At 74.3% G+C, this 22,026-nt stretch carries 23 protein-coding genes; 10 read left to right on the forward strand and 13 right to left on the reverse strand.

Annotated elements, in window-relative coordinates; all coding sequences use genetic code 11:
- Positions 1 to 84: 84 nt before the first annotated feature.
- A complete protein-coding gene (locus tag AB6N24_RS17270; RefSeq protein ID WP_412870623.1) occupies positions 85 to 213 on the reverse strand; it encodes a hypothetical protein in 129 nt (42 codons plus the stop codon).
- 303 nt (positions 214 to 516) lie between these two features.
- Between AB6N24_RS17270 and AB6N24_RS17275 the strand changes: the two genes are divergently transcribed.
- Both AB6N24_RS17275 and AB6N24_RS17280 read left to right on the forward strand, forming a co-directional pair.
- A complete protein-coding gene (locus AB6N24_RS17275) occupies positions 517 to 951 on the forward strand; it encodes a hypothetical protein (RefSeq protein WP_412870624.1) in 435 nt (144 codons plus the stop codon).
- Positions 952 to 1,026: 75 nt separating this feature from the next.
- A complete protein-coding gene (locus AB6N24_RS17280; RefSeq protein WP_412870625.1) occupies positions 1,027 to 1,257 on the forward strand; it encodes a hypothetical protein in 231 nt (76 codons plus the stop codon).
- Between the two features lie 119 nt (positions 1,258 to 1,376).
- Here the strand turns inward: AB6N24_RS17280 and AB6N24_RS17285 are convergent, their stop codons facing one another.
- The 7 genes from AB6N24_RS17285 to AB6N24_RS17315 form a co-directional block, all read right to left on the reverse strand.
- Entirely contained in the window at positions 1,377 to 2,216 is an 840-nt protein-coding gene (locus AB6N24_RS17285) for a TrmH family RNA methyltransferase (RefSeq protein ID WP_412870626.1), read from the reverse strand.
- A gap of 7 nt (positions 2,217 to 2,223) precedes the next feature.
- The gene (locus AB6N24_RS17290; RefSeq protein WP_412870627.1) at positions 2,224 to 3,618 is read right to left on the reverse strand and encodes an MFS transporter; all 1,395 of its coding nucleotides are present in this window, start codon (positions 3,616 to 3,618) and stop codon (positions 2,224 to 2,226) included.
- 94 nt (positions 3,619 to 3,712) lie between these two features.
- Positions 3,713 to 5,680 (reverse strand): ABC transporter ATP-binding protein, encoded by a 1,968-nt coding sequence (locus AB6N24_RS17295; protein ID WP_412870628.1) that lies wholly within the window; start codon positions 5,678 to 5,680, stop codon positions 3,713 to 3,715.
- Positions 5,677 to 7,413, reverse strand: coding sequence for an ABC transporter ATP-binding protein (locus AB6N24_RS17300; protein WP_412870629.1), 1,737 nt, complete (start codon positions 7,411 to 7,413; stop codon positions 5,677 to 5,679). The genes AB6N24_RS17295 and AB6N24_RS17300 overlap by 4 nt, the downstream gene beginning before the upstream one ends.
- Before the next feature lie 125 nt (positions 7,414 to 7,538).
- Positions 7,539 to 8,816 (reverse strand): SPFH domain-containing protein, encoded by a 1,278-nt coding sequence (locus AB6N24_RS17305; protein WP_412870630.1) that lies wholly within the window; start codon positions 8,814 to 8,816, stop codon positions 7,539 to 7,541.
- A 75-nt stretch (positions 8,817 to 8,891) separates the two neighbouring features.
- Positions 8,892 to 9,332: an NfeD family protein gene (locus AB6N24_RS17310; protein ID WP_412870631.1), complete on the reverse strand. Its 441-nt coding sequence runs from the start codon at positions 9,330 to 9,332 to the stop codon at positions 8,892 to 8,894.
- A 231-nt stretch (positions 9,333 to 9,563) separates the two neighbouring features.
- On the reverse strand, positions 9,564 to 10,349 hold the full coding sequence (locus tag AB6N24_RS17315; protein ID WP_412870632.1) for an ABC transporter ATP-binding protein: 786 nt from the start codon (positions 10,347 to 10,349) through the stop codon (positions 9,564 to 9,566).
- An 86-nt stretch (positions 10,350 to 10,435) separates the two neighbouring features.
- Here AB6N24_RS17315 and AB6N24_RS17320 point away from each other — a divergent pair, with 86 nt between their 5' ends.
- The gene (locus AB6N24_RS17320) at positions 10,436 to 11,224 is read left to right on the forward strand and encodes a hypothetical protein (protein WP_412870633.1); all 789 of its coding nucleotides are present in this window, start codon (positions 10,436 to 10,438) and stop codon (positions 11,222 to 11,224) included.
- A gap of 131 nt (positions 11,225 to 11,355) precedes the next feature.
- Here AB6N24_RS17320 and glgA read toward each other — a convergent pair whose 3' ends face one another.
- On the reverse strand, positions 11,356 to 12,567 hold the full coding sequence (glgA, locus tag AB6N24_RS17325; protein ID WP_412870634.1) for a glycogen synthase: 1,212 nt from the start codon (positions 12,565 to 12,567) through the stop codon (positions 11,356 to 11,358).
- Positions 12,568 to 12,674: 107 nt separating this feature from the next.
- Between glgA and AB6N24_RS17330 the strand changes: the two genes are divergently transcribed.
- Together AB6N24_RS17330 and serB are read left to right on the forward strand one after the other, a co-directional pair.
- Positions 12,675 to 13,916 carry a glucose-1-phosphate adenylyltransferase gene (locus tag AB6N24_RS17330; RefSeq protein WP_412870635.1) on the forward strand — a complete coding sequence of 414 codons (1,242 nt, stop codon included), beginning with the start codon at positions 12,675 to 12,677 and terminating at the stop codon, positions 13,914 to 13,916.
- 89 nt (positions 13,917 to 14,005) lie between these two features.
- Complete coding sequence (gene serB / locus AB6N24_RS17335) at positions 14,006 to 14,683, forward strand: phosphoserine phosphatase SerB (protein WP_412870636.1); 678 nt, start codon at positions 14,006 to 14,008, stop codon at positions 14,681 to 14,683.
- 163 nt (positions 14,684 to 14,846) lie between these two features.
- Here serB and AB6N24_RS17340 read toward each other — a convergent pair whose 3' ends face one another.
- From AB6N24_RS17340 to fabG, 3 genes are read right to left on the reverse strand one after another with little or no spacing between them, the layout of a single operon-like run.
- Positions 14,847 to 15,374: a SixA phosphatase family protein gene (locus AB6N24_RS17340; protein WP_412870637.1), complete on the reverse strand. Its 528-nt coding sequence runs from the start codon at positions 15,372 to 15,374 to the stop codon at positions 14,847 to 14,849.
- 3 nt (positions 15,375 to 15,377) lie between these two features.
- Positions 15,378 to 16,148: an enoyl-ACP reductase FabI gene (fabI, locus tag AB6N24_RS17345; RefSeq protein ID WP_412870638.1), complete on the reverse strand. Its 771-nt coding sequence runs from the start codon at positions 16,146 to 16,148 to the stop codon at positions 15,378 to 15,380.
- Positions 16,149 to 16,183: 35 nt separating this feature from the next.
- On the reverse strand, positions 16,184 to 16,915 hold the full coding sequence (gene fabG, locus AB6N24_RS17350) for a 3-oxoacyl-ACP reductase FabG (RefSeq protein ID WP_412870639.1): 732 nt from the start codon (positions 16,913 to 16,915) through the stop codon (positions 16,184 to 16,186).
- A 109-nt stretch (positions 16,916 to 17,024) separates the two neighbouring features.
- On the opposite strand from fabG, the gene AB6N24_RS17355 reads away from it, so the two are divergent.
- From AB6N24_RS17355 to AB6N24_RS17365, 3 genes are read left to right on the forward strand one after another with little or no spacing between them, the layout of a single operon-like run.
- Positions 17,025 to 17,399 carry a DUF3099 domain-containing protein gene (locus tag AB6N24_RS17355; protein ID WP_412870640.1) on the forward strand — a complete coding sequence of 125 codons (375 nt, stop codon included), beginning with the start codon at positions 17,025 to 17,027 and terminating at the stop codon, positions 17,397 to 17,399.
- Positions 17,396 to 17,638, forward strand: coding sequence for a hypothetical protein (locus AB6N24_RS17360; protein WP_412870641.1), 243 nt, complete (start codon positions 17,396 to 17,398; stop codon positions 17,636 to 17,638). Before AB6N24_RS17355 ends, AB6N24_RS17360 begins: the two co-directional genes overlap by 4 nt.
- Complete coding sequence (locus tag AB6N24_RS17365) at positions 17,635 to 18,549, forward strand: SURF1 family cytochrome oxidase biogenesis protein (RefSeq protein WP_412870642.1); 915 nt, start codon at positions 17,635 to 17,637, stop codon at positions 18,547 to 18,549. Before AB6N24_RS17360 ends, AB6N24_RS17365 begins: the two co-directional genes overlap by 4 nt.
- 85 nt (positions 18,550 to 18,634) lie before the next feature.
- On the opposite strand, the gene abc-f is transcribed toward AB6N24_RS17365, so the two are convergent.
- A complete protein-coding gene (gene abc-f / locus AB6N24_RS17370; protein WP_412870643.1) occupies positions 18,635 to 20,233 on the reverse strand; it encodes a ribosomal protection-like ABC-F family protein in 1,599 nt (532 codons plus the stop codon).
- A gap of 326 nt (positions 20,234 to 20,559) precedes the next feature.
- On the opposite strand from abc-f, the gene AB6N24_RS17375 reads away from it, so the two are divergent.
- Together AB6N24_RS17375 and AB6N24_RS17380 are read left to right on the forward strand one after the other, a co-directional pair.
- Positions 20,560 to 21,207, forward strand: coding sequence for a biotin transporter BioY (locus AB6N24_RS17375; RefSeq protein WP_412870644.1), 648 nt, complete (start codon positions 20,560 to 20,562; stop codon positions 21,205 to 21,207).
- Between the two features lie 19 nt (positions 21,208 to 21,226).
- Positions 21,227 to 21,943: an energy-coupling factor ABC transporter ATP-binding protein gene (locus AB6N24_RS17380; protein WP_412870645.1), complete on the forward strand. Its 717-nt coding sequence runs from the start codon at positions 21,227 to 21,229 to the stop codon at positions 21,941 to 21,943.
- Positions 21,944 to 22,026 lie beyond the last annotated feature (83 nt).

The following is a 22,026-nucleotide window of genomic DNA, read 5'->3' on the forward strand; positions in this document are numbered from 1 at the left end:
CTGCGAGCCTGCCGCCGCGGCCTCGCGCCGGCCACCGACCGGACCGCACCGCGCCCGACGCCCGTCCGGCGGCCCGCACCCCGCTCAGGGCCGGATGCCGGCCACCCCGCACCGGCGGCACTCGTACGCGTACCCACCGCCCTCGTCGTCGCGCGGCACCTTCGTCGCGTCGTGCCCGAGGACCCGGCAGACCAGTGCCTTGAACGAGACCACGACGACCTCCTCGACCGCTGGGGAGCACCACGGACACGCGGTGCCGGGGGGACGTCGCGCGACGACCTCGCCCATCCTCCCCGCGCCGGAGCCCTCGTGCTCACCGACGCACCCGTCCCGGCGGCCCGCCACAGGCCTGCGACGAGACCCGACCGACGGCTCCCGACCTGTGCCCTGCGAGGCACCAGGGGTGCACCCGTCAGGCACCCGACCCGTCCCCGACCGCTGCCCCGGCGGCTCCCGCACCACGGGAGCGGGCGGTGCCACCGTGCTGTAGGTGCTGTCGACACGAAGGAGAGGCCCATGCCGACCATCTCGGGCTGCACGCTCGCGCTCGCCGGGCAGACGTGGGCCGACGTCACGCTCACCGTGAGCTACACGCTGACGCTGACGGCGCTCGAGCTCCATCTCGCCGACCACGGGCTGGCGTTCGAGGAGCGGGTCCAGGTCGTCGGGGACGACGAGGGGACCGCGACGGACGTGGTCCTGCACACGTTCCCGAGCCAGGCGATCCCCGTGACCACCGGTCAGTCGACGTACAGCCGGACGCGCCAGCTCACCGTCGACGCGGGGACGCTCGACGAGGACCGGGCGACGCCCGGCGGGGGGTGGGGCGGCTGGGGCCCGAGCGTCCCGCAGCCCGACGAGCTGGTCGCGCACGTCGAGATCCGGTACGTCGGCCTCGGTCCGGTCACGACGACGGCCGACAGCCCCGTCCTGACCGTGAACGCGTTCTGACCGGCGGCGCATACTGGTCAGGTGCGTGCGCGGGAGGCAGCGCCGCACGACCGAGATCGAGCGGAGGCCGGCACCATGAGCACCCCCACAGGCACCGCCGTCGCGGAGGGGACGACGACCCCGACCGCCGCGCCCGCCGTCGACCTGGACGACCCGCGCGAGCAGATCGAGGTCGGCGTGCTGCTGGCCAACGGCCGCCTCGCCGGTCGGCGGTTCGGCTCCCGCGCCGAGGCCGAGGCGTGGGCCCGGCCCGACGAGGGCGACCAGGTCGTGGAGTACAACCTCGTGTGCGAGTGCTCGGTCTGACCCCGGGCACGGCACGGGCCTGAGCGTCGCCGCGATCGGACCCCGCGTCGACGCCGCGATCCGACCCCGCGTCGTCGCCGCACCACGGCGTCCCGCGGTCGCACGCCCGTGCGGAGCCGTCAGCGCGTCGCCCAGAACGCCACGGCGCCCGCCGCCGCGACGTTGAGCGAGTCCACCCCGCCCGCCATCGGGATCCGCACGGTCTGCCGCGCGGTCGCGATCGTCTCGGCCTTGAGCCCGTCCCCCTCGGCACCGAGGATCAGCGCGAGCCGCTCGGGCGGGTCGGCCGCGAGCTCGTCGAGCGTCACGGCGTCGTCGCGCAGCGCGAGCGCCACGGTCACGAACCCCTCGTCGTGCAGCAGCTCCATGCCGCCCGGCCACGGGTCGATCCGCGTCCACGGCACCTGGAACACCGTGCCCATCGAGACCCGCACGCTGCGCCGGTAGAGCGGGTCGGCACAGCGCGGCGTGACGAGCACCGCGTCGACCCCCAGGGCCGCGGCGCTCCGGAACGCCGCCCCGACGTTGGTGTGGTCGACGACGTCCTCGAGCACCGCGACACGGCGCGCCCCCGCACCGTCCCGGGCGCCGGCGAGCAGGTCGTGCAGCGCGGGCAGCGGCGGCCGGTGCATCGCGGCGAGCGCACCGCGGTGCACGTGGAAGCCGGTGATCGCCTCGAGCACGTCGGGCTCGGCGACGTAGACGGGGACCGCGGTGCCGTCGTCGGGCAGGCTCGCGAGCATCTCCTCGAGGTCCGGCAGCCAGCGGGGCGCGACGAGCACCGAGCGGGGGCGGTGCCCGGCAGCGAGCGCGCGGCGCAGCACGGTCGAGCTCTCCGCGATGTAGAGGCCCTTCTCGGGCTCGTGGCGCGAGCGCAGCGCGACGTCGGTCAGCGAGACGTAGTCGGCGAGCCGGGGATCCGTCGGGTCGGTCAGCGTCACGAGGTCGGGCGTCGGCACGGCACCATCATCCCGCGTGCGCGCCGCGGTCCTGCGCGTCGACCGGACCGGCAGGCGCGCTCACGCCCGCAGCTCGGGCCCGTCCACGCGCGACGCGCGGCCCGATGAACGCCGCGAACGCACCGACCAGGGCCATGACGGGCACGAGCAGGAACGCCGTGTGCGCGCCGAACTCGTCCGCGAGCGCCCCGAGCACGAACGGTGCGACGCCGATCGCCGCTCCACCGGCGAACGTCGCCCGCGACTGCGCGCGGTCGGCGGCGCCGCCGGCGGTCGAGAGCAGCAGCGCGATCGACAGCGGGTACTGCGCGCCGTACCCGAAGCCGGCGATCACGAGCCCGGTGAGCGCGACGGCCGGGTCGGTCGCCGTCCAGAGCACCGCCCAGCCGACGATCGCGAGCAGGAACGAGCAGGCGAGCAGCGTCGCGGGCTCGATCCGCAGCGAGAGGGGGCCGACGACGAACCGGATGACCGACATGCCTGCGACGAGACCGGCGGTCGCGGCCGTCGCGATCCCGGCGGGGGCGCCGGTCTGCTGCGTGATGAGGTCGGCGGACCAGAAGGTGGTGGCGTTCTCGACCCCGAGGGTCGCGACGACGGCCACGAGGTACCACCACGAGGCGCGGGCCGCTCCGGGCTGGGCGGCGCGTGCGGCGTCCCGGTCCGGGGCCGCCGGCGGCTGCCCGTCGTCGACCACCGGACGACCCGGCCCAGCGGACGCCCCTTCCGCCGGGGCTGTGACCACGGCGCCCGACGCCGCGGCGGCGGACGCGGCTGAGGCGTCCTCCGCGGGGTGCGCCATGACCCCGCGGCGCGGCAGGAAGCCCACGACGACGGCCGTGGCGACCGCGAGCACGCCGGTGACCGCGACGGCCGGGCGCCACCCCCAACCCGCGGCGACGCACGCCCCGACCGCGAGCGGCCCGAGCAGCCCGACCGTCGAGCCCACGCCGTTCGCCTCGGTCACGGCAGCCGAGCTCGTCCCGCGGTGGTGCAGCACGAGGCCGGCCTGCCCGGCGCTGATCGCGACGTTGGCCCCGAGCGCCATGACGAGCACGCCCGAGAGCGTCCACACGAACCCGGGCCCCGTCACGAGCAGCGCGGTCCCGAGCGCGATGAGGACCCCGGCACCGACGAGCGTCGTCCGGCGCCCGAACCGCGGCAGGAGCCGCGGCATCGCGAGGGCGGCGAGCACGGCGCCGACGGCGAGCGCGGTGCCGTGCAGACCGGCCTGGGCCTTGGTGATCCCGAGCTCGCGCCCGAGCAGCGGGACGGCGGGGTTGAAGCTGTAGAGGAACCAGCCCCACACGACGAAGTAGCCGTAGAGGCTCCAGGTCAGCCGGTCCCGCCGCAGCCGGACCGGCTCGACGCGGGCGGGGCGGGTGGGCGGCGCAGTCGTCACCGCACGAGCGTAGGTGGCACCAGTGACACGTGCCCACGACCGAGGTCCCGCGGGCAGCCCGCCCCTCGCCGGAGCGGCCCGGGCGCCCCGGCCCTCAGTCGGCCGACGCGACCGCCGCGGCGAACTGGCTCGCGTACAGGCGCGCGTAGGCCCCGCCGGCGTCGAGCAGCTCCGCGTGGTTGCCCTGCTCGACGATCGACCCGTGCTCCATGACGAGGATGACGTCGGCGTCGCGGATCGTCGAGAGCCGGTGCGCGATGACGAACGACGTGCGCCCGGCCCGCAGCACCCCCATCGCCTGCTGCACGAGCACCTCGGTCCGGGTGTCCACCGAGGACGTCGCCTCGTCGAGCACGAGGATCGCCGGGTCGGCGAGGAACGCGCGCGCGATCGTCAGGAGCTGCTTCTCCCCCGCGCTGACGTTGCCGCCCTCGTCGTCGATCACCGTCTCGTAGCCGTCGGGCAGCGTGCGCACGAACCGGTCGACGTGCGTGGCCTCGGCCGCCGCGACCATCTGCTCGGGCGTCACGTCGTCGGCGCCGTAGGTGATGTTCGCGGCGATCGTCCCGCCGAACAGCCACGTGTCCTGCAGCACCATGCCGATCTGCGAGCGCAGGGCGTCGCGCGTCAGGGTCGCGGTGTCGACGCCGTCGAGGGTGATCCGCCCCGAATCGACCTCGTAGAACCGCATGAGCAGGTTGACGAGCGTCGTCTTGCCGGCGCCGGTCGGCCCGACGATCGCGATCGTCTGACCGGGCTCGGCGACGAGCGAGAGGTGCTCGATCAGCGGGGTGTCGTCGTCGTACCGGAACGAGACGTCCTCGAACGCGACCCGTCCGCGCACGGGTGCGACGACCCGGGCGGGCTCGGCCGGGTCCGGGGTCTGCTCGTCCGCGTCGAGCAGCTCGAAGACCCGCTCGGCGGACGCGACGCCCGACTGCAGGAGGTTCATCATCGAGGCGATCTGGGTGAGGGGCTGCGTGAACTGGCGCGAGTACTGGATGAACGCCTGGACGTCGCCGAGCGAGATCGCCCCCGACGCGACCCGCAGCCCGCCGACCACGGCGACGATCACGTAGTTGAGGTTCGCGAGGAAGCCCATCGCGGGCATGATCGTGCCGGAGATGAACTGCGCCTTGAAGCTCGCGTCGTAGAGCTCGTCGTTCTGCACGCGGAACGTCTCGACGGCCTCGCGCTGGCGCCCGAACACCTTGACGAGCGCGTGGCCCGTGTACATCTCCTCGATGTGCGCGTTGAGCCGGCCGGTCGCCGCCCACTGCGCGACGAACTGCGGCTTCGAGCGCTTCGCGATCTGCGCGGTCACCACGACGGACACGGGCACGGTGACGAGCGCGACGAGCGCGAGCAGCGGCGAGATCCAGAACATCATGACGAGCACGCCGACGACCGTGAGCACCGAGGTGATGAGCTGCGAGAGCGTCTGCTGCATCGTCTGGCCGACGTTGTCGATGTCGTTGGTGACGCGGCTGAGCACCTCGCCGCGCTGCTGGCGGTCGAAGTAGGACAAGGGCAGGCGCGAGAGCTTCGCCTCGACCTCCTCGCGCATCGTGTAGACCGTCCGCTGCACGACGCCCGTCGTCAGGCGCGCCTGCAGCCAGCCGAACAGGAACGACCCGACGTAGACGACGAGCACGAGCACGAGGATGGCGCGCAGCGCCTCGAAGTCGATGCCGACGCCCGGCACGGCGCCGGTCCCGCTCACGAGGTCGGCGAGCTGGTTCTGCCCCTGCGCGCGCAGCCCCTCGACGGCCTGCGCCTGCGAGACGCCCGCCGGCAGCTGACGCCCGAGCACCCCGTCGAAGATCACGTCGGTCGCCCGGCCCAGCAGCCACGGCCCGGTCACGACGAGGGCGACCGACGCGACGCCGAGCACGACGATGACCGCGAGCCACGCCCGCTCGGGGCGCAGCACGTGCAGCAGGCGGCGGCTCGACCCGCGGAAGTTGACCGACTTCTCGCCGGGCATGCCCATCGAGCCCATCGGGCCGTGCCCGCGCTGCGCGGGGGCGTGCGCCGGACGGGCCGGTGCGGCGGCGGTCATGCGGCCTCCTCCTCGCTGATCTGGGAGTACACGATCTCGCGGTAGGTCTGCGAGGACTCGAGCAGCTCGGGGTGCGTCCCGCTCGCGACGACCTCGCCGTCCTCCAGGACGACGATGCGGTCGGCGTGCCGGATGGTCGCGACGCGCTGGGCGACGATGACGACCGTCGCGTCCCGGGTCTCGGGCACCAGCGCCGCCCGCAGCGCGGCGTCGGTCGCGAAGTCGAGCGCCGAGAACGAGTCGTCGAACAGGTAGATCTCCGGCCGGCGCACGAGCGCCCGGGCGATCGCGAGCCGCTGGCGCTGACCGCCCGAGACGTTGGTGCCGCCCTGGGCGATCGGGGCGTCGAGCCGCTCGGGCATCGCCTCGACGAAGTCCCGCGCCTGCGCGACCTCGAGCGCGTGCCACAGCTCGTCGTCGGTCGCGTCCGGCTTCCCGTAGCGCAGGTTCGAGGCAACGGTGCCGCTGAACAGGTACGGCTTCTGCGGCACGAGCCCGATCGCGGTCCACAGCGCCTCGGGGTCGAGCTCGCGCACGTCGACGCCGTCGACGAGCACCGCGCCGGCGGTTACGTCCGCGAGCCGCGGCACGAGGTTGAGCAGCGTCGTCTTGCCGGCACCCGTCGACCCGATGATCGCCGTCGTGCGGCCCGGCTCGGCGACGAGGTCGACCCCGCGCACCACGGCGTTCTCGGCGCCCGGGTAGCGGAACTCGGCGCCGCGCAGCTCGAGGTGCCCGCGCCGGCCCGGGTCCGGCGTGCGCGGGGTCGCAGGCGGGACGACCGAGGTCTGCGTGTCGAGGACCTCCTCGATGCGCTCGGCCGAGACGACGGCGCGCGGCACCATGACGAACATCATCGTGGACATCATCACGGCCATGAGGATGTACATGAGGTAGCTGAGGAACGCGGTGAGCGCACCGATCTGCATCTGACCGGCGTCGATGCGCTGCGCGCCGAACCACAGCACCGCGACGCTCGACGCGTTCATCACGAGCATCACGACGGGGAACATGAGCGCCATGAGCTGGCCGACCCGCAGCGACGCGGTGTACAGCTCGGTGCTCGCGACCGCGAACCGCTCGGACTCGCGCCGCTCGCGCACGAACGCCCGCACGACCCGGATGCCCGTGATCTGCTCGCGCAGCACCCGGTTGATCGCGTCGATGCGCTTCTGCATGGCGCGGAACCACGGGATCATCCGCGAGATGATCAGCCCCACCGTCAGGCCCAGGACGGGGACGACGACGACGAGCAGCCACGACAGCGTGACGTCCTCCTGCAGCGCCATGATCACGCCGCCGACGAGCATGATGGGCGCGGTCACCATCATCGTGAAGCTCAGCAGCACGAGCATCTGCACCTGCTGCACGTCGTTCGTCGTGCGCGTGATGAGCGAGGGTGCCCCGATCCGGCCGACCTCGCGCGCCGAGAACTCCTGCACGTGCGTGAACAGCCCGCCGCGCACGTCGCGGCCGAACGCCATCGCGGTGCGCGACCCGATGTACACCGCGGCGACCGCGCACACGATCTGCAGCAACGACACCCCGAGCATCACGCCGCCGACGCGCAGGATGTAGGCCGTGTCGCCGCGCGCGACGCCGTTGTCGATGATGTCCGCGTTGAGGCTCGGCAGGTACAGCGTCGCGAGCGTCTGGACGAGCTGGAGGACGAGCACGGCCACGACGGCGCCCCGGTACGGGGCGAGGTACTGCCGGATGAGTCGGACGAGCACCCGTGCATCCTTCGCCGCTGGTCAGGGGCGGTCAAGCGGGTTGCGGGGTGTTCGGCTCAGAGCAGAGCGGGGCCGGGCGGTGCACCGGCTCCCGGTGCACCGCCCGACCCCGTCCCCCGCGGCGGTCAGCCCTGCGCGGGCGGCCCGTCGTACGGGCGCGGCTCCTCCTCGATCGGCGCGGCCTGCTGCGGGCCGGCCTGCTGGGGGGTGCTCGGATGCGCCTGACGCGGTGCGGCCTGCCCGGGGGCCGGGGCGCCCGGCGCGGCGTGCTGCGGCTTCGTGTACCCGTAGGCCCCGGTCGGGCGCTGCCCGGCGGCAGCGTTCGGGTCGGTGGGCTGGCCGCTCAGGGTCCCCGCGCTCGTGGCGTCCGCGGTGGCGATCTCGAGCTCGCGCCGCGCCTGCGCGAGCGCCTCGGCCGGGTCGACGAGCGACGTCGGCGGGAGGTCGTCACCGAGCGGGGAGGTGCCGGGCGGACGGGTCGGGGCGGCCTCGCCGTCCTCCCCCGTGAACGCACCGGCGAAGCCCTTCGTGAACTGGCCCAGGGCACCGGTGAGCTCGGACGGGATGACCCACACCTTGTTCGCCGGGCTCGACGCGAGCTTCGGCAGCGTCTGCAGGTACTGGTACGCGAGGAGCTTGGGGTCGGCGTCGCCGCGGTGCACGGCGTCGAAGACCTGGAGGATCGCGCGGGCCTCGCCCTCGGCGGTGAGGATCGCCGCCTGCGCGGAACCCTCGGCCCGCAGGATCGCGGCCTGCTTGTCGCCCTCCGCGGTGAGGATCTGCGACTGCTTGACACCCTCCGCGGTGAGGATCGCCGCACGGCGGTCACGCTCGGCGCGCATCTGCTGCTCCATCGAGCCCTGGATGCTCTGCGGCGGGTCGATCGACTTGAGCTCGACGCGGTTGACGCGGATGCCCCACTTGCCGGTCGCCTCGTCGAGCACCCCGCGCAGCTGGCCGTTGATCTGGTCGCGGCTCGTGAGCGTCTGCTCGAGGTCCATCGACCCGATGACGTTGCGGAGCGTCGTGACCGTGAGCTGCTCGATCGCGGTGATGTAGTTCGCGATCTCGTAGACCGCCGACTTCGGGTCCGTGACCTGGAAGTACAGGACGGTGTCGATGCTGACCACCAGGTTGTCCGACGTGATGACCGGTTGCGGCGGGAACGACACGACCTGCTCGCGCAGGTCGACACCCGCGCGCACGCGGTCGACGAACGGGATGAGCAGGTGCAGCCCGGCGTCCATCGTGCGCGAGTACCGGCCGAGCCGCTCGACGATGACCGCGACGGTCTGCGGCACGATCCGCACGGACCGCGCGAGCGCCACGACGACGAACACGGCGACGAGCGCCAGCACGACGTAGCCGATGATGGTTCCTGGGCCGACGGTTGATTCGTCCACTGTGCTCCTCGGTGGCTGCGCGAGCGGGCCCGCGCTCGGGTCCGCGGGCTCAGCGAGCCCGCGGCAGGGCTGGGGTCAGGCGGGTTCGGCGAGCGCGACCACGGCCGTCGCGCCGTCGATCGACGTCACGCGCACCTCCGCGCCGGGCGGGTACGTGACGTCCTCGACGGCGGCGCGGGCCGACCACACCTCGCCCGCGAGCTTGACGCGCCCGCCCAGCTCGGTCGTGGTGGCCACGACGATCGCCGGGCGACCGACGAGCGCCGCGACGTTGGTCTCGACGAGCGGCATGCGGGCGCGCAGGTGACGCAGCAGCCACGGGCGCAGCGCGAACAGCAGCAGCACGGACGTGACCACGGCCGCGAGGATCTGGACGGGCAGCTCCGCCCCGAGCGCAGCGGCTCCGGCGCCGGCGAGCGCGCCGCCCGCGAGCATGAGCAGGATGAGGTCGAGGGACAGGATCTCCGCGATGGCCAGCAACGTCGCCGCGCCGACCCACCACAGCCAGGCGTTCATCCGACTCACCGTCTTCCTGGTGCCGGCGACGCGACGGGCCCGTGGCCGGCGTGGCCACGACCGCGCGTCGTCGGAACGATTCTAGACGATCGCTTTGCCCCGACGTGAGGGAACGCTGATCCGTTCGTGCCGTCGGAGCGCGTCACGACCGCGGCGGGACGGCAGCGCACCACCGCGCGCGCACCCGGGGCCGCGGGTCGGAGCCGGTCGGAGCCGGTCGTCGGCGTGCGCTCAGCCGGCGGCGCGCGCCGTCCACCGGTCGCCGGTGCGCTCCACCACGAGGTCCAGCCCGAACGCCCCGGAGAGGTTCTCCGCGGTGAGCACCTCGTCGAGCGGGCCTCGCGCGTGCACCTCGCCGTCGCGCAGCAGGAGCAGGTGCGTGAAGCCGGGCGGGATCTCCTCGACGTGGTGCGTCACGAGCACGAGCACGGGCGAGCGCGGGTCGCCCGCGAGCTCGGCGAGCGCGGCCACGAGCTCCTCGCGCCCGCCGAGGTCGAGGCCGGCAGCGGGCTCGTCGAGCAGCAGGAGCTCGGGGTCCGTCATGAGCGAGCGCGCGATCTGGGTCCGCTTCCGCTCGCCCTCGCTCAGCGTCCCGAACCGGCGGTCCGCGAGGTGCGCGACCCCGAACGCCGCGAGCAGGTCGGCCGCGCGGCTCTCGTCGAGCTCCTCGTACGACTCGCGCCAGCGTCCCGTGACGCCGTACGCGGCGGTCAGGACGACGTCGCGCACCGTCTCCCCGGCCGGGATGCGGTCCGCGAGCGACGCGCTCGACAGGCCGATGCGCGGGCGCAGCTCGAACACGTCGACGCGGCCCATCCGCGAGCCGAGCAGGTCGGCGGTCCCGGCCGAGGGGTGCATGCGGCCCGAGGCGACCTGGAGCAGGGTCGTCTTGCCCGCGCCGTTGCGACCGAGCACCACCCACCGCTCACCCTCGCGCACCGTCCACGAGAGCCGGTTCAGGATCGTCGTGGTACCGCGACGGATGGACACGTCCTGCAGGTCGAGCACGTCGGTCATGGGCACCGACCTTAGTCGGCGCGAGCGGCACCGACGTCACCGGGGGCGTGCCCGGATCACGGCGGTTCGCGTCGTACCGTGGTCCGGTGGATCACTCGGTGCTCGCCCTGCCGCGCTCCGTGCTGCTCGCCCTCTGGCTGCAGGAGATCGGCTCGGGCTCGGCGCCCGTCCAGCGAGCCGTGACCGCGGTCCAGGGGGATGACGAGCCGCACACCGTCCGGGTCGGCGAGGGCGCCGACCTCGGGACCGCCGCGACGCTGCCCGACCTCGTCGCCGCGTGGGCTGCCGGCCCCCGGGCCGCGGCCGCCGCGCTGCCCGTGCCCGGGGACCCGGGCGGTGCACCCGCTGCGGTCGCCGGTCCCGCGGTGCTCGCCGGCGAGTGCGTGCTCGTGCACGGCTTGCACGGGACGTTCGCCGCCGTCCCGCACGTCGAGGAGTTCGGCAGCGCGTACGAGCCCGGGCACCTCGTCACGTGGGAGGTGGCGCGCGTCCCGGACTGGCGGCCTGCGCTGGTCGGCCAGGTCGGCACGCTCGCCGAGGCCGAGCGAGACCTGCGCACCGCGCTCATCCAGGCGACCGAGGCGCTCGCGTCGCTCGACGTGGCCCGGTGGCGGCCCGACGCGGCCGAGGCGATCGCCGCCCTGCGCAGCGACGTCGACCCCGGCTGGGGCCTGCCGCCGACGCTCGAGGGCCGGCGTGTGCGCGTGCTCGCGAGCGCAGCCCGCCTCCGGGCGATCGTGCGGCTCGCGACGGCCGACGACGGCGGCGCGGTCAACCTGTGGCAGGCGGACCAGCGCTCGACGGCGCTCCGCGAGGTCGACCGGGCGGCCCGCCGCGCGATGTCGTCGGCGACGCACGTGCCCGACGCGTTCTGACCCCGGCGCACCGGTCCCTCGACGGCACCGGTCCTGCGACGGCACCGGTCCTGCGACGGCGCCGGTCCTGCTCCACCGCTCCGCCGAGGGCCGAGCGGTGGGCCCCGTGCAGCACGCGGCCCACGGACCGCTCAGGCCCCCAGCACGCTCCGGTAGACCTCGATCGTGCGCTCGGCGACCGCGTCCCACGAGAAGTGGTCCTCGACGCGCCGACGGGACGCCACGCCGCGCTCGGCCGCCCGGGCCGGGTCGGAGACGGCCTCGACGAGCGCCGCCCCGAGGTCCGCGACGAACTTCTCGGGGTCGAGCGGCGTCCCGGTGCCGTCCTGGACCTGCTCGATCGGCACGAGCCACCCCGTGACGCCGTCGTCGACCACCTCGGGGATCCCACCCGTGGCGGAGCCGACGACGGGCAGACCGACCGCCATCGCCTCGAGGTTGACGATGCCGAGCGGCTCGTACACCGACGGGCACACGAACACCGTGCCCGCCGCGAGCACCGCGACGAGCTCGGGACGCGGGAGCATCTGCTCGATCCACACGACCCCGCCGCCGCGGCGCGCACGCAGCTCGTCGACGAGCCCGGTGACCTCGGCCATGATCTGCGGGGTGTCCGGCGCGCCCGCGCACAGCACGAGCTGCACGTCGGGCGGCAGCAGGTCGGCGGCGCGCAGCAGGTACGGCAGGCCCTTCTGCCGGGTGATGCGCCCGACGAAGACCACGGACGGACGGTCCGGGTCGATGCCGAGGCGGCGCACGACCGCGTCGGCCTGCGCGAGCGCCTCGTCGCCGGTGGGCCGCTGCCACCCCGCGAGGTCGATGCCGTTGTGCACGACGTGGACGCGGTCCGGGTCGATCGCGGGGTAGCTGCGCAGGATGTCGGCGCGCATGCCGCCGCTGACCGCGATCACGCCCGCAGCCGCCTCGAACGCGGTCCGCTCGACCCAGCTCGACAGCGCGTAGCCGCCGCCGAGCTGCTCGGCCTTCCACGGCCGCAGCGGTTCCAGGCTGTGCGCCGAGACCACGTGCGGGACGCCGTTGAGCAGCCCGCCCACGTGGCCGGCGAGGTTCGCGTACCAGGTGTGGGAGTGCACCAGGTCGGCGCCCTCGAGGTTCGCGGCGATCTGCAGGTCGACGCCCATCGTCGCGAGGGCGGCGTTCGCGCCGGCGAGCTCGGCGGGCACGTCGTACCCGTGCACGTCTGCCTCTTCGCGCGGACCGTCGAAGCAGTGCACGCGCACGTCGATGCTCCGCCTCAGCACGGCCGCCAGCTCGGCCACGTGGACCCCCGCCCCGCCGTACACGTGGGGCGGATACTCCCTGGTCAGCAGGTCGACTCGCATCGTGTCCCCTCTCCACCGGCCGGGGCTCCCCCGTCCACCGTGCGACACGCTAGTCCTTCACGGCGTTCACCTCGCCTCGGGAACCACAGAGGCCTAGGGTCTGTCCCATGGCAGCGCCGCGCGTCCTGGCAATCGTCCTCGCAGGTGGGGAAGGCAAGCGGCTCATGCCGCTGACGGCGGCACGGGCCAAACCCGCCGTGCCGTTCGGCGGCATCTACCGGCTGGTGGACTTCGCGCTGTCGAACCTCGTCAACTCCCACTACCTGCACATCGTCGTGCTGACGCAGTACAAGTCGCATAGCCTCGACCGGCACGTCGCCAAGACGTGGCGCATGTCGACGCTGCTCGGCAACTACGTCGCCCCGGTGCCCGCGCAGCAGCGCGTCGGCAAGCACTGGTACCTCGGCAGCGCGGACGCGATCTACCAGTGCCTCAACATCATCGAGGACGAGCGCCCGGACATCGTGGTCGTGGTCGGCGCCGACCACGTGTACCGCATGGACTTCTCCCAGATGGTCGACCAGCACGTCGAGTCGGGCGCGGAGATCACCGTCGCCGGCATCCGGCAGCCGATCGGGATGGCCGACCAGTTCGGCGTCATCGAGACCGACCCGAGCGACCCGGTCCGCATCGCGGCGTTCCGCGAGAAGCCGAGCGACCCGGTCGCCGTCCCCGGCTCGCCGGACGAGATCTTCGCGTCGATGGGCAACTACGTCATCAACGCGGACGCGCTCATCGCGGCCGTCACGGCCGACGCGGCCGACCCGAACTCGCGCCACGACATGGGCGGGGACCTCGTGCCGGCGTTCGTCGAGAAGGGCACGGCGGCGGTCTACGACTTCATCAAGAACGACGTCCCGGGCTCGACCGACCGCGACCGCGACTACTGGCGCGACGTGGGGACGCTGGACTCGTACTACGACGCGAACCAGGACCTCATCTCGATCGAGCCGGTCTTCAACCTCTACAACGACTCGTGGCCGGTGTTCACGGGCTACACGGGCCTGCCGCCCGCGAAGTTCGTGCACGCGGGCCCGGGGCGCCTGGGCCACGCGGCCGACTCGATCGTCTCCCCGGGCGTTCTCGTCTCGGGGGCGACGGTCTCGGGCTCGATCCTGTCGCCCGGCACGTACCTGCACTCGTGGGCGCAGGTGACCGACTCGGTGCTCATGGACGGCGTGCACGTGCAGCGCTACGCCCAGGTGCACCGCGCGATCATCGACAAGAACGTCATCGTCCCGGAGCGTGCCCGGATCGGGCTCGACCGCGAGCACGACCTCGCCCGTGGGTTCACCGTCACCGAGTCGGGCATCACGGTCGTCCCCAAGGGCCACGTCATCGAGGACTGACCTCCACGGTCCGGGTGTCGGCCGGCGGCGTGCGACGAGGGTTGAACGCCCACGACGGCGCCCCGGCCCCCACGGCTACCCTGCCTCGCGTGACCCCCGTTCCTGCCGCCGACGCCGCCCGCCCCGACGCCGTCCGCCCGCGTCACCTCGTCGTGATGGACGTCGACTCGACCCTCATCACGGGCGAGGTCATCGAGCTGCTCGCGGACCACGCGGGCACCCGTGCGGAGGTCACCGAGATCACGGAGCGGGCGATGCGGGGCGAGCTGGACTTCGCCGCGTCGCTGCACGCGCGCGTCGCCACGCTCGCCGGTCTGCCCGTCGCGGTGTTCGACGACGTGCTCGCGTCCGTCGAGCTCTCCCCCGGTGCCGCCGAGCTCGTCGAGGAGCTCGCGCGCCGGGACTGGCCGCTCGGGCTGGTCTCCGGGGGGTTCGTCGAGGTCGTCGCCCCGCTCGCTGCCCGCCTCGGCATCACCCGCTTCCGGGCCAACGCGCTCGAGGCCGAGGGCGGCGTGCTCACGGGCCGCGTGTCGGGGCCCGTCGTGGACCGGGCCGCCAAGGCCACGTTCCTGCGCGAGCTCGCCGCCGCCGAGCAGATCCCGCTCGACCGCACGGTCGCGATCGGCGACGGGGCGAACGACCTCGACATGATCGCCGCCGCGGCGTTCGGGGTCGCGTTCAACGCCAAGCCCGTCGTGTGCGCGCAGGCGGACGCGGTGCTCGGCGCGCGGCTCGACGAGGTGCTCGCGCTCGGGCCGTTCGCCTGAGCACGCCCCGCTGATCGGCGGGCCGGCCGACCGCGGCTCGGCTGGTCCGGCTCGACCGCTCGGCGCCACCCGTCGGGCTCGGCGCGACCCGCCGGGCTCGGCGCCACCCGTCGGGCTCGGCCGCCGTCCCGCGCTCGCCGGAGGCCGCGACCCGGTGGAGCGGTCAGTCCGCCGTCACGAGGCGCAGCAGCCGCGCGCCGTCGGGCTCGAGCGCCGCCCACGCGGCGTCGGTCTCGAGCACCGAGTAGCTCGCCGTCGGGACGCCCGTGCGCACCCGCAGCACCGCCGTCTCGTCCGAGCCCGGGCCCGCGAGCAGCGCGGCGGCCTGGGAGACCGTGGGCTCGTGCCCCACGAGCAGCACCGTGCGCGCGTCGGGGTCGACCGAGCGGACGAGCTCGAGGAGCTCGCGGGCGCCCGCGGTGTAGAGCTCGTCGGACACCTCGACCGCAGGCGCGTCCGTGCCGAGCGCGTTGCGGGTGAGGTCCCACGTCTGGCGCGTGCGGACCGCCGAGGAGCACAGCACGAGGTCCGGCACGAGGCCCGCGTCGCGCAGGCTCGCCCCGACCAGGCCGGCCTGGCGGCGACCCTCCAGCGCGAGGGTCCGGACGTGGTCGTCGAGCACCCCGCCGGGCTCGGCCTTCGCGTGGCGCAGCAGGACGAGCCGCCGGGCGGCCGTCGACGTCCCGGTCACGGGCTACAGACCCATCGCGTGCACGCCGCCGTCGACGTGCACGATCTCGCCGGTCGTGGCCGGGAACCAGTCGGACAGCAGCGCGGCGACGGCGCGCGCGGTCGGCTCGGGGTCGTGCACGTCCCAGCCGAGGGGCGCGCGCTCGGGCCAGCCGCCCTCCATGGCCTCGAAGCCGGGGATGGACTTCGCCGCGGTCGTGCGGATCGGGCCGGCCGAGACGAGGTTGACGCGCACGCCGCTCGGTCCGAGGTCGCGCGCGAGGTAGCGGGCCGTCGACTCGAACGCCGCCTTGGCGACGCCCATCCAGTCGTACACCGGCCAGGCGTAGCGCGCGTCGAACGTCAGGCCGACGATCGAGCCGCCCGAGGTGAGCAGCGGCTGCGCGGCGACCGCGAGCGCCTTGAGCGAGTACGCGGACACGTGCACCGCGGTGGCGACGTCCTCCCACTCCCCGGCGAGGAAGTTGCCGCCCATGACGGACTGCGGCGCGAAGCCGATCGAGTGCACGACGCCGTCGAGGCGGTCGATCCCGAGCTCGCGCACGCGGTCCGCGAGCGCGGCCAGGTCCTCGGCCGACGTGACGTCGAGCTGCACGACGGGCGCCTCGGCCGGCAGCCGCCGGGCGATCGCCTGCGTGAGCCGGAACTGGCGCCCGAAGGAGGTCAGGACGACCTGCGCGCCCTGCTCCTGGGCGAGGCGGGCGACGTGGAACGCGATCGAGCCGTCCGTGAGGACGCCGGTCACGAGGAGCTTCTTGCCGTCGAGCAGACCCATGGGTGCTGTTCCGTTCCGGTCGAGTCGAGAGGGGGTCAGTGGCCCATGCCGAGGCCGCCGTCGACGGGGAGGACGGCCCCCGAGACGTACGCGGCGTCGGGCGAGGCGAGGAAGTGCACGGCGGCGGCGATCTCGTCGGCGTGCCCGAACCGCCCCGCGGGGATCGACGCCTTGTAGGCGTCCTGCCGCTCGGCGGGCAGCTCGGCGGTCATCGCCGTGTCGATGAAGCCGGGGGCGACGACGTTCGCGGTGATCCCGCGGCCGCCGAGCTCGCGCGTGATCGACCGTGCCATGCCGACGAGGCCGGCCTTGGACGCGGCGTAGTTGACCTGCCCGGGCGAGCCGTACAGGCCCACCACCGAGGAGACGAGCACGATGCGCCCGCGGCGCAGCCGGATCATGCCCTTGGACGCGCGGCGCACGCAGCGGAACGCGCCCGTGAGGTTGACGTCGAGCACCTGCTCGAACTCCTCGTCGGTCATACGCATGAGGAGCTGGTCGCGCGTGATCCCGGCGTTGGCGACGAGCACCTCGACGGGCCCGTGGGCGGCCTCGACCTCGGTGAACGCGGCGTCGACGGCGGCGGTGTCCCGCACGTCGCCCGTCACGCCGAGCACGCCCTCGGGGAGGTCGCCGCTGCGGTAGATCGTGGCGACCTTGTCGCCGGACGCGACGAAGCGCTCCGCGATCGCGCGGCCGATGCCCCGGTTGGCACCCGTGACCAGGATGCTGCGGGGTCCGTTCTCACCTGCTGGAGTCTGCGGCACGAGATCCGACGGTATCCGACACGCGGGCCGGGTGTCGGTGACGCCCGCGCGCGAGATGCCGCGCCGCCCTTGTCGGGTGCCCACAACGACGCCGGACTACCATCGTGAGGTGAGAAGGAAGAGCCGTGAGACGGACGACGTGATCAGCATCACGTCCGCGCCGGAACCGCTCGCCGACGACCTCGCACGGCGCACGCGCCGGTACCTGCTGCAGATGGGCATCCGCACCCTGTGCTTCGTGCTCGCGGTGGTCCTCTGGGGCGTCGTGCCCGCGTGGGTGTCGCTGCTGTTCATCGTCGGCGCGGTCGTGCTGCCCTACGTCGCCGTGCTGTTCGCGAACGCGGGCCGTGAGCGCGTCGACCGCGTGCCGACCTACCTGGACCCCCGCGCGATCGGCGCGCGCCCCGAGGACGGCACCGGCCCGTCCGACGCCGCCGACCACCCGGACCCGAGCCGTCCCCGAGGATCCCGAGGACCCCGATGAGCCTCCTGCAGCCCACCCCCGACGCGGTCGACGAGCTCGTGTGCTCGCGCCGCGGCTGCCGCGCCGAGGCCGCGTGGGGCCTGCTGTGGAACAACCCGAAGCTGCACACGCCCGAGCGCCGCAAGGTCTGGCTCGCGTGCGAGGAGCACCGCGAGCACCTGAGCTCCTACCTCGACGTGCGCGGGTTCCTGCGCGGCGCCGTGCCCGTCGCGGAGCTCGAGGTGGCCGGGACACCGTGAGCCCGCACGCCCGCCGCGCGCTCGCGCTCGTGCTCGTCGCGCTCGTCGTCGCGACGGGCTGCGCGTTCGCGGGCCGCTGGCAGTGGAACCGGCACGTCGCGCGCGACGCGCTGATCCAGGTGGTCGAGCGGAACTACGCCGCGGAGCCGGTCCCGCTCGAGGAGCTGCTGGCGTCGGCCGACGTCGCGCTCGGGACGGACGACGTGTGGCGGCGCGCCGTCGTGACCGGTCGCTACCTGCCCGAGGCGACGGTGCTGCTGCGCAACCGGCCGGTCGAGAGCACGCCCGGGTACCACGTGCTCGTCCCGCTCGTGGTCGAGGACGGCGGGCAGCCGGGCGCGGTGCTCGTCGTGAACCGGGGGTTCGTCGGCATGGGGACCGACGGCTCGGCGGCCGTCGACGTGCCCGCTCCCCCGGCCGGCCCCGTGGAGGTCACCGTCCGGCTCCGGCTCGACGAGCCGCGCGCGCGCGCCGCGGCCGCCGGTCAGGTGCAGGCGATCTCGGTCGCGCAGGTGCTCGACCAGGCGCCGGACCGTGCGGCGCTCGACGGCCTGACCCCGTACCGCGCGTACGGCGCGCTCGCCGACGAGGAACCCGCCCCGGCGCAGGCGCTCGTGCCGCTGCCCGCGCCCAGCACCGACCCGGGGTCCCACCTGTCCTACGCGTTCCAGTGGTGGACGTTCGCGCTCGGGGCGCTGGTCGGGTTCTGCGTCATGGCGCGACGCGAGCTCGTCGACGCGCGCGTCGGGGACGAGGACGAGCCCGCCGCGCCCGGCGCACCGGGGCCCGACGAGGACGGCACGACGCCCACGCCGCCGCGCGCCCCTCGGACGGCACGGGCGGCACGACGGGACCACGGCCCGAGCGCCGAGGACGTCGAGGACGCGCTGATCGACGCCCAGCTGCGCTGACGTCCACGGTCAGCGCCACCGCGCCACGCCCGGTCCGTGTCGGCGTGACCGCCCGGCAACCGGGTACGACTGCCGAGGCGACCTGCTACGCGAGCGAGATCAGGTCGAGGTACGCCGGGCTCCACAGGTCCTCGTCGCCGTCGGGCAGCAGCACGACGCGCTCGGGGTTGAGCGCCGCGACCGCACCCTCGTCGTGGCTGACCAGGACGACCGCCCCGGTGTAGCCGCGCAGCGCCGCGAGGATCTCCTCGCGCGACGCCGGGTCGAGGTTGTTGGTGGGCTCGTCGAGCAGCAGGACGTTCGCGGAGGACACCACGAGCGCCGCGAGCGCGAGCCGGGTCTTCTCCCCGCCCGAGAGCACGCCCGCCGACTTGTCGGCGTCGTCACCCGAGAACAGGAACGACCCCAGCACCGAGCGGACCTGGGTGTCCGTCAGGTCGGGCGCCGCCGAGCGCAGGTTCTCCACGACGGTGCGGCTGAGGTCGAGCGTCTCGTGCTCCTGCGCGTAGTACCCCAGCTTGAGGCCGTGCCCGGCCTTGACCTCACCGGTGTCGGGCTGCGCGAGGCCCGCGAGCATGCGCAGGAGCGTCGTCTTGCCCGCACCGTTGAGGCCCAGCACGACGACGCGGCTCCCCCGGTCGATCGCGAGGTCGACGTCGGTGAAGACCTCCTGCGAGCCGTAGGACTTGCTGAGGCCCTCGGCCGTGAGCGGCGTCTTGCCGCACGCCGCCGGCTCGGGGAACCGCAGCTTCGCGACCTTGTCGGAGACCCGGACCTCCTCGAGCGAGGACAGCATGCGCTCGGCGCGGCGGGCCATGTTCTGCGCGGCGACGGCCTTGGTCGCCTTGGCGCGCATCTTGTCGGCCTGCGCGAGCAGCACCGCGGCCTTCTTCTCGGTGTTCGCGCGCTCGCGCTTGCGGCGCTTCTCGTCGGTCTCGCGCTGCAGCAGGTACGCGTCCCAGCCCAGGTTGTACTGGTCGAGCTCGCCGCGGTTCGCGTCCAGGTGGAACACCTTGTTCACGGTCGCGCGCAGCAGCTCGGTGTCGTGGCTGATGACCACGAAGCCGCCCGGGTAGCTCTTCAGGTAGTCGCGCAGCCACAGGATCGAGTCGGCGTCGAGGTGGTTGGTCGGCTCGTCGAGCAGCAGCGTGTCGACCCCCGAGAAGAGGATCCGCGCGAGCTCGACGCGGCGGCGCTGACCACCGGACAGCGTGCCGATCGTCTGCCCGAGGACACGCTCGTCGAGGCCGAGGTTCGCCGCGATGCGGCTCGCCTCGCTCTCGGCCGCGTACCCGCCGGCCGCCGTGAAGCGCGCCTCGAGCCGCGTGTAGCGCTCCATCGCGGTGTCGCGCGTGGTGTCGTCCGCGCTCGCCATCTGGCCCTCGGTCTCGCGCATCGCACGCACGACCTCGTCGAGCCCGCGTGCGGAGAGGATGCGGTCCATCGCGAGCGCGCCGAGGTCACCCGTGCGGGGGTCCTGCGGCAGGTAGCCGATCTCGCCGGCGCGCGTGATCTGCCCGCCCGACGGCTGGGTCTCCCCCGCGAGCGTCTTCGTCAGCGTCGTCTTGCCCGCGCCGTTGCGTCCGACGAGCCCGATCCGGTCCCCGGCGGCGATGCGGAACGTCGCCTCCTCGAGCAGCACGCGTGCGCCGACACGCAGCTCGACGGCATGGGCAGTGATCACGGGGGTCCTTCCGGGACCGGCGCGCCGCACGGGAAGCGGGCGCGCCGATGGACTGGGTCGGGCTGTGGTGTTCCTCCGAAGGCCGCGCGCCGGTGTTGGGCGCGGGCACAAACGCGACCAAGTCTACGACCGGCTAGCGTTGCGCCCGGCCGCTGCACCGGCCGCGCCCCGCCGACCTCGTCCGGGCGTCGACGGCGCGGCGCACCGACGCCGAGCAGGGCGTCCACGGCCCGGACCCGGTCCACGTCCGGACCGGCACCGCCCCCGACCGTCCCGCACAGTCCCGCACCGCCCGGCATCGCTGCCTCCGACACCAGGGAGACCCCATGACCGACGCACCCGAGCCCACCTCCGGGCGGCCGTCCGGAGCCCTCACGGCCGACGGGCCGGCGCTGCCCGTCGCGCGGACCTCCGCGGCCACCGACGTCGCGCTCGTCGCGACGTTCGCGGCGTTCATCGCGGTGTGCGCGATCCTGCCGGCGATCCCGGTCGCCGGGCTCGCCGTCCCCATCACGCTGCAGACGTTCGGCGTGATGCTCACGGGCATCGTGCTCGGCGCCCGGCGCGGCGCGCTCGCCCTGCTGCTCTACGTCGCCGTCGGCCTCGCGGGCCTGCCCGTGTTCTCGGGCGGCACCGGCGGGCTCGCCGTCGTGGCCAAGCCGTCGTTCGGGTACATCGTCGGCTTCGTGCTCGCGGCGGCCCTCGTCGGCTTCCTGGTCACGCGGTTCGCCGGCCGGCTGAGCCCCGCGCGGCGGTACTGGGCGATCTTCGCGTGCGCGACGGTCACGAGCCTCGTCGCGATCCACCCGCTCGGGGTCGCGGTCATGGGCTGGCGCCTCGGGATGTCGCCGAGCGAGGCCGTCCTCGCGGGTGCGACCTTCCTGCCCGGTGACGTGGTCAAGAACCTGCTCGCGGCTCTCGTCGCCACCGCGCTGTTCCGGGCGTTCCCCGACCTGCTGCGCTCGCGCCGCTGACCTCCGCGACTCCGGCCCCATGATCGAGCTCGACGCCGTCACCGTCACCGCGTACGCCTCGCACGACGGGCGGTCCGAGGACGTCGTGACGCTGCTCGGACCGGTCACGTGCCGGCTCACGGAGCGGCGGATTGCGGTCGTCGGCGCCAACGGCTCGGGCAAGTCGACGCTCGCGCGCCTCGTCAACGGGCTCGCGCTGCCGTCGACGGGCACCGTGCGGGTCGACGGGCTCGACACGTCGCGCGACGGCCCCGCGGTCCGGCAGCGCGTCGGGTTCGTGTTCACCGACCCCGAGGCGCAGCTCGTCATGCCGACGCCGCTCGAGGACGTCGCGCTCTCGCTGCGCAGGCTCCGGCTGCCCGCCGCCGAGCGGGACGCCCGTGCGCGGGCCGTGCTCGAGCGCTTCGGGCTCGGGGAGCGGGCCGAGGTCCCGGTGCACGCGCTCTCGGGCGGCCAGAAGCAGCTCCTCGCGCTCGCCGGGGTGCTCGCGACCGAGCCCTCGGTGCTCGTGTGCGACGAGCCGACGACGCTGCTCGACCTGCGCTGGCGCCGGGCCGTCGACGACCTGCTCGCCGGCCTCGACCAGCAGGTGCTGCTCGTCACGCACGACCTCGACGCCGCCGAGCGGGCCGAGCGCGTGCTCGTCGTGGACGGCGGCGCGGTGGTGTTCGACGGTGACCCGCACGAGGCGGTGGCGACGTACCGCGCGCTCATGGCGGACCGGAGGCCGTGGTGAGCACGGCGCGCCTGGCGGACCCGGCGCGTCCGGCGACCCGGGTGCGGAGGTGACGCGGGCGCGGGCTGCGCGCGGGGGCCGCC

The organism is Cellulomonas jepli (assembly GCF_047229345.1).
In the GTDB taxonomy this organism is placed as follows: Bacteria; Actinomycetota; Actinomycetes; order Actinomycetales; family Cellulomonadaceae; genus Cellulomonas_A.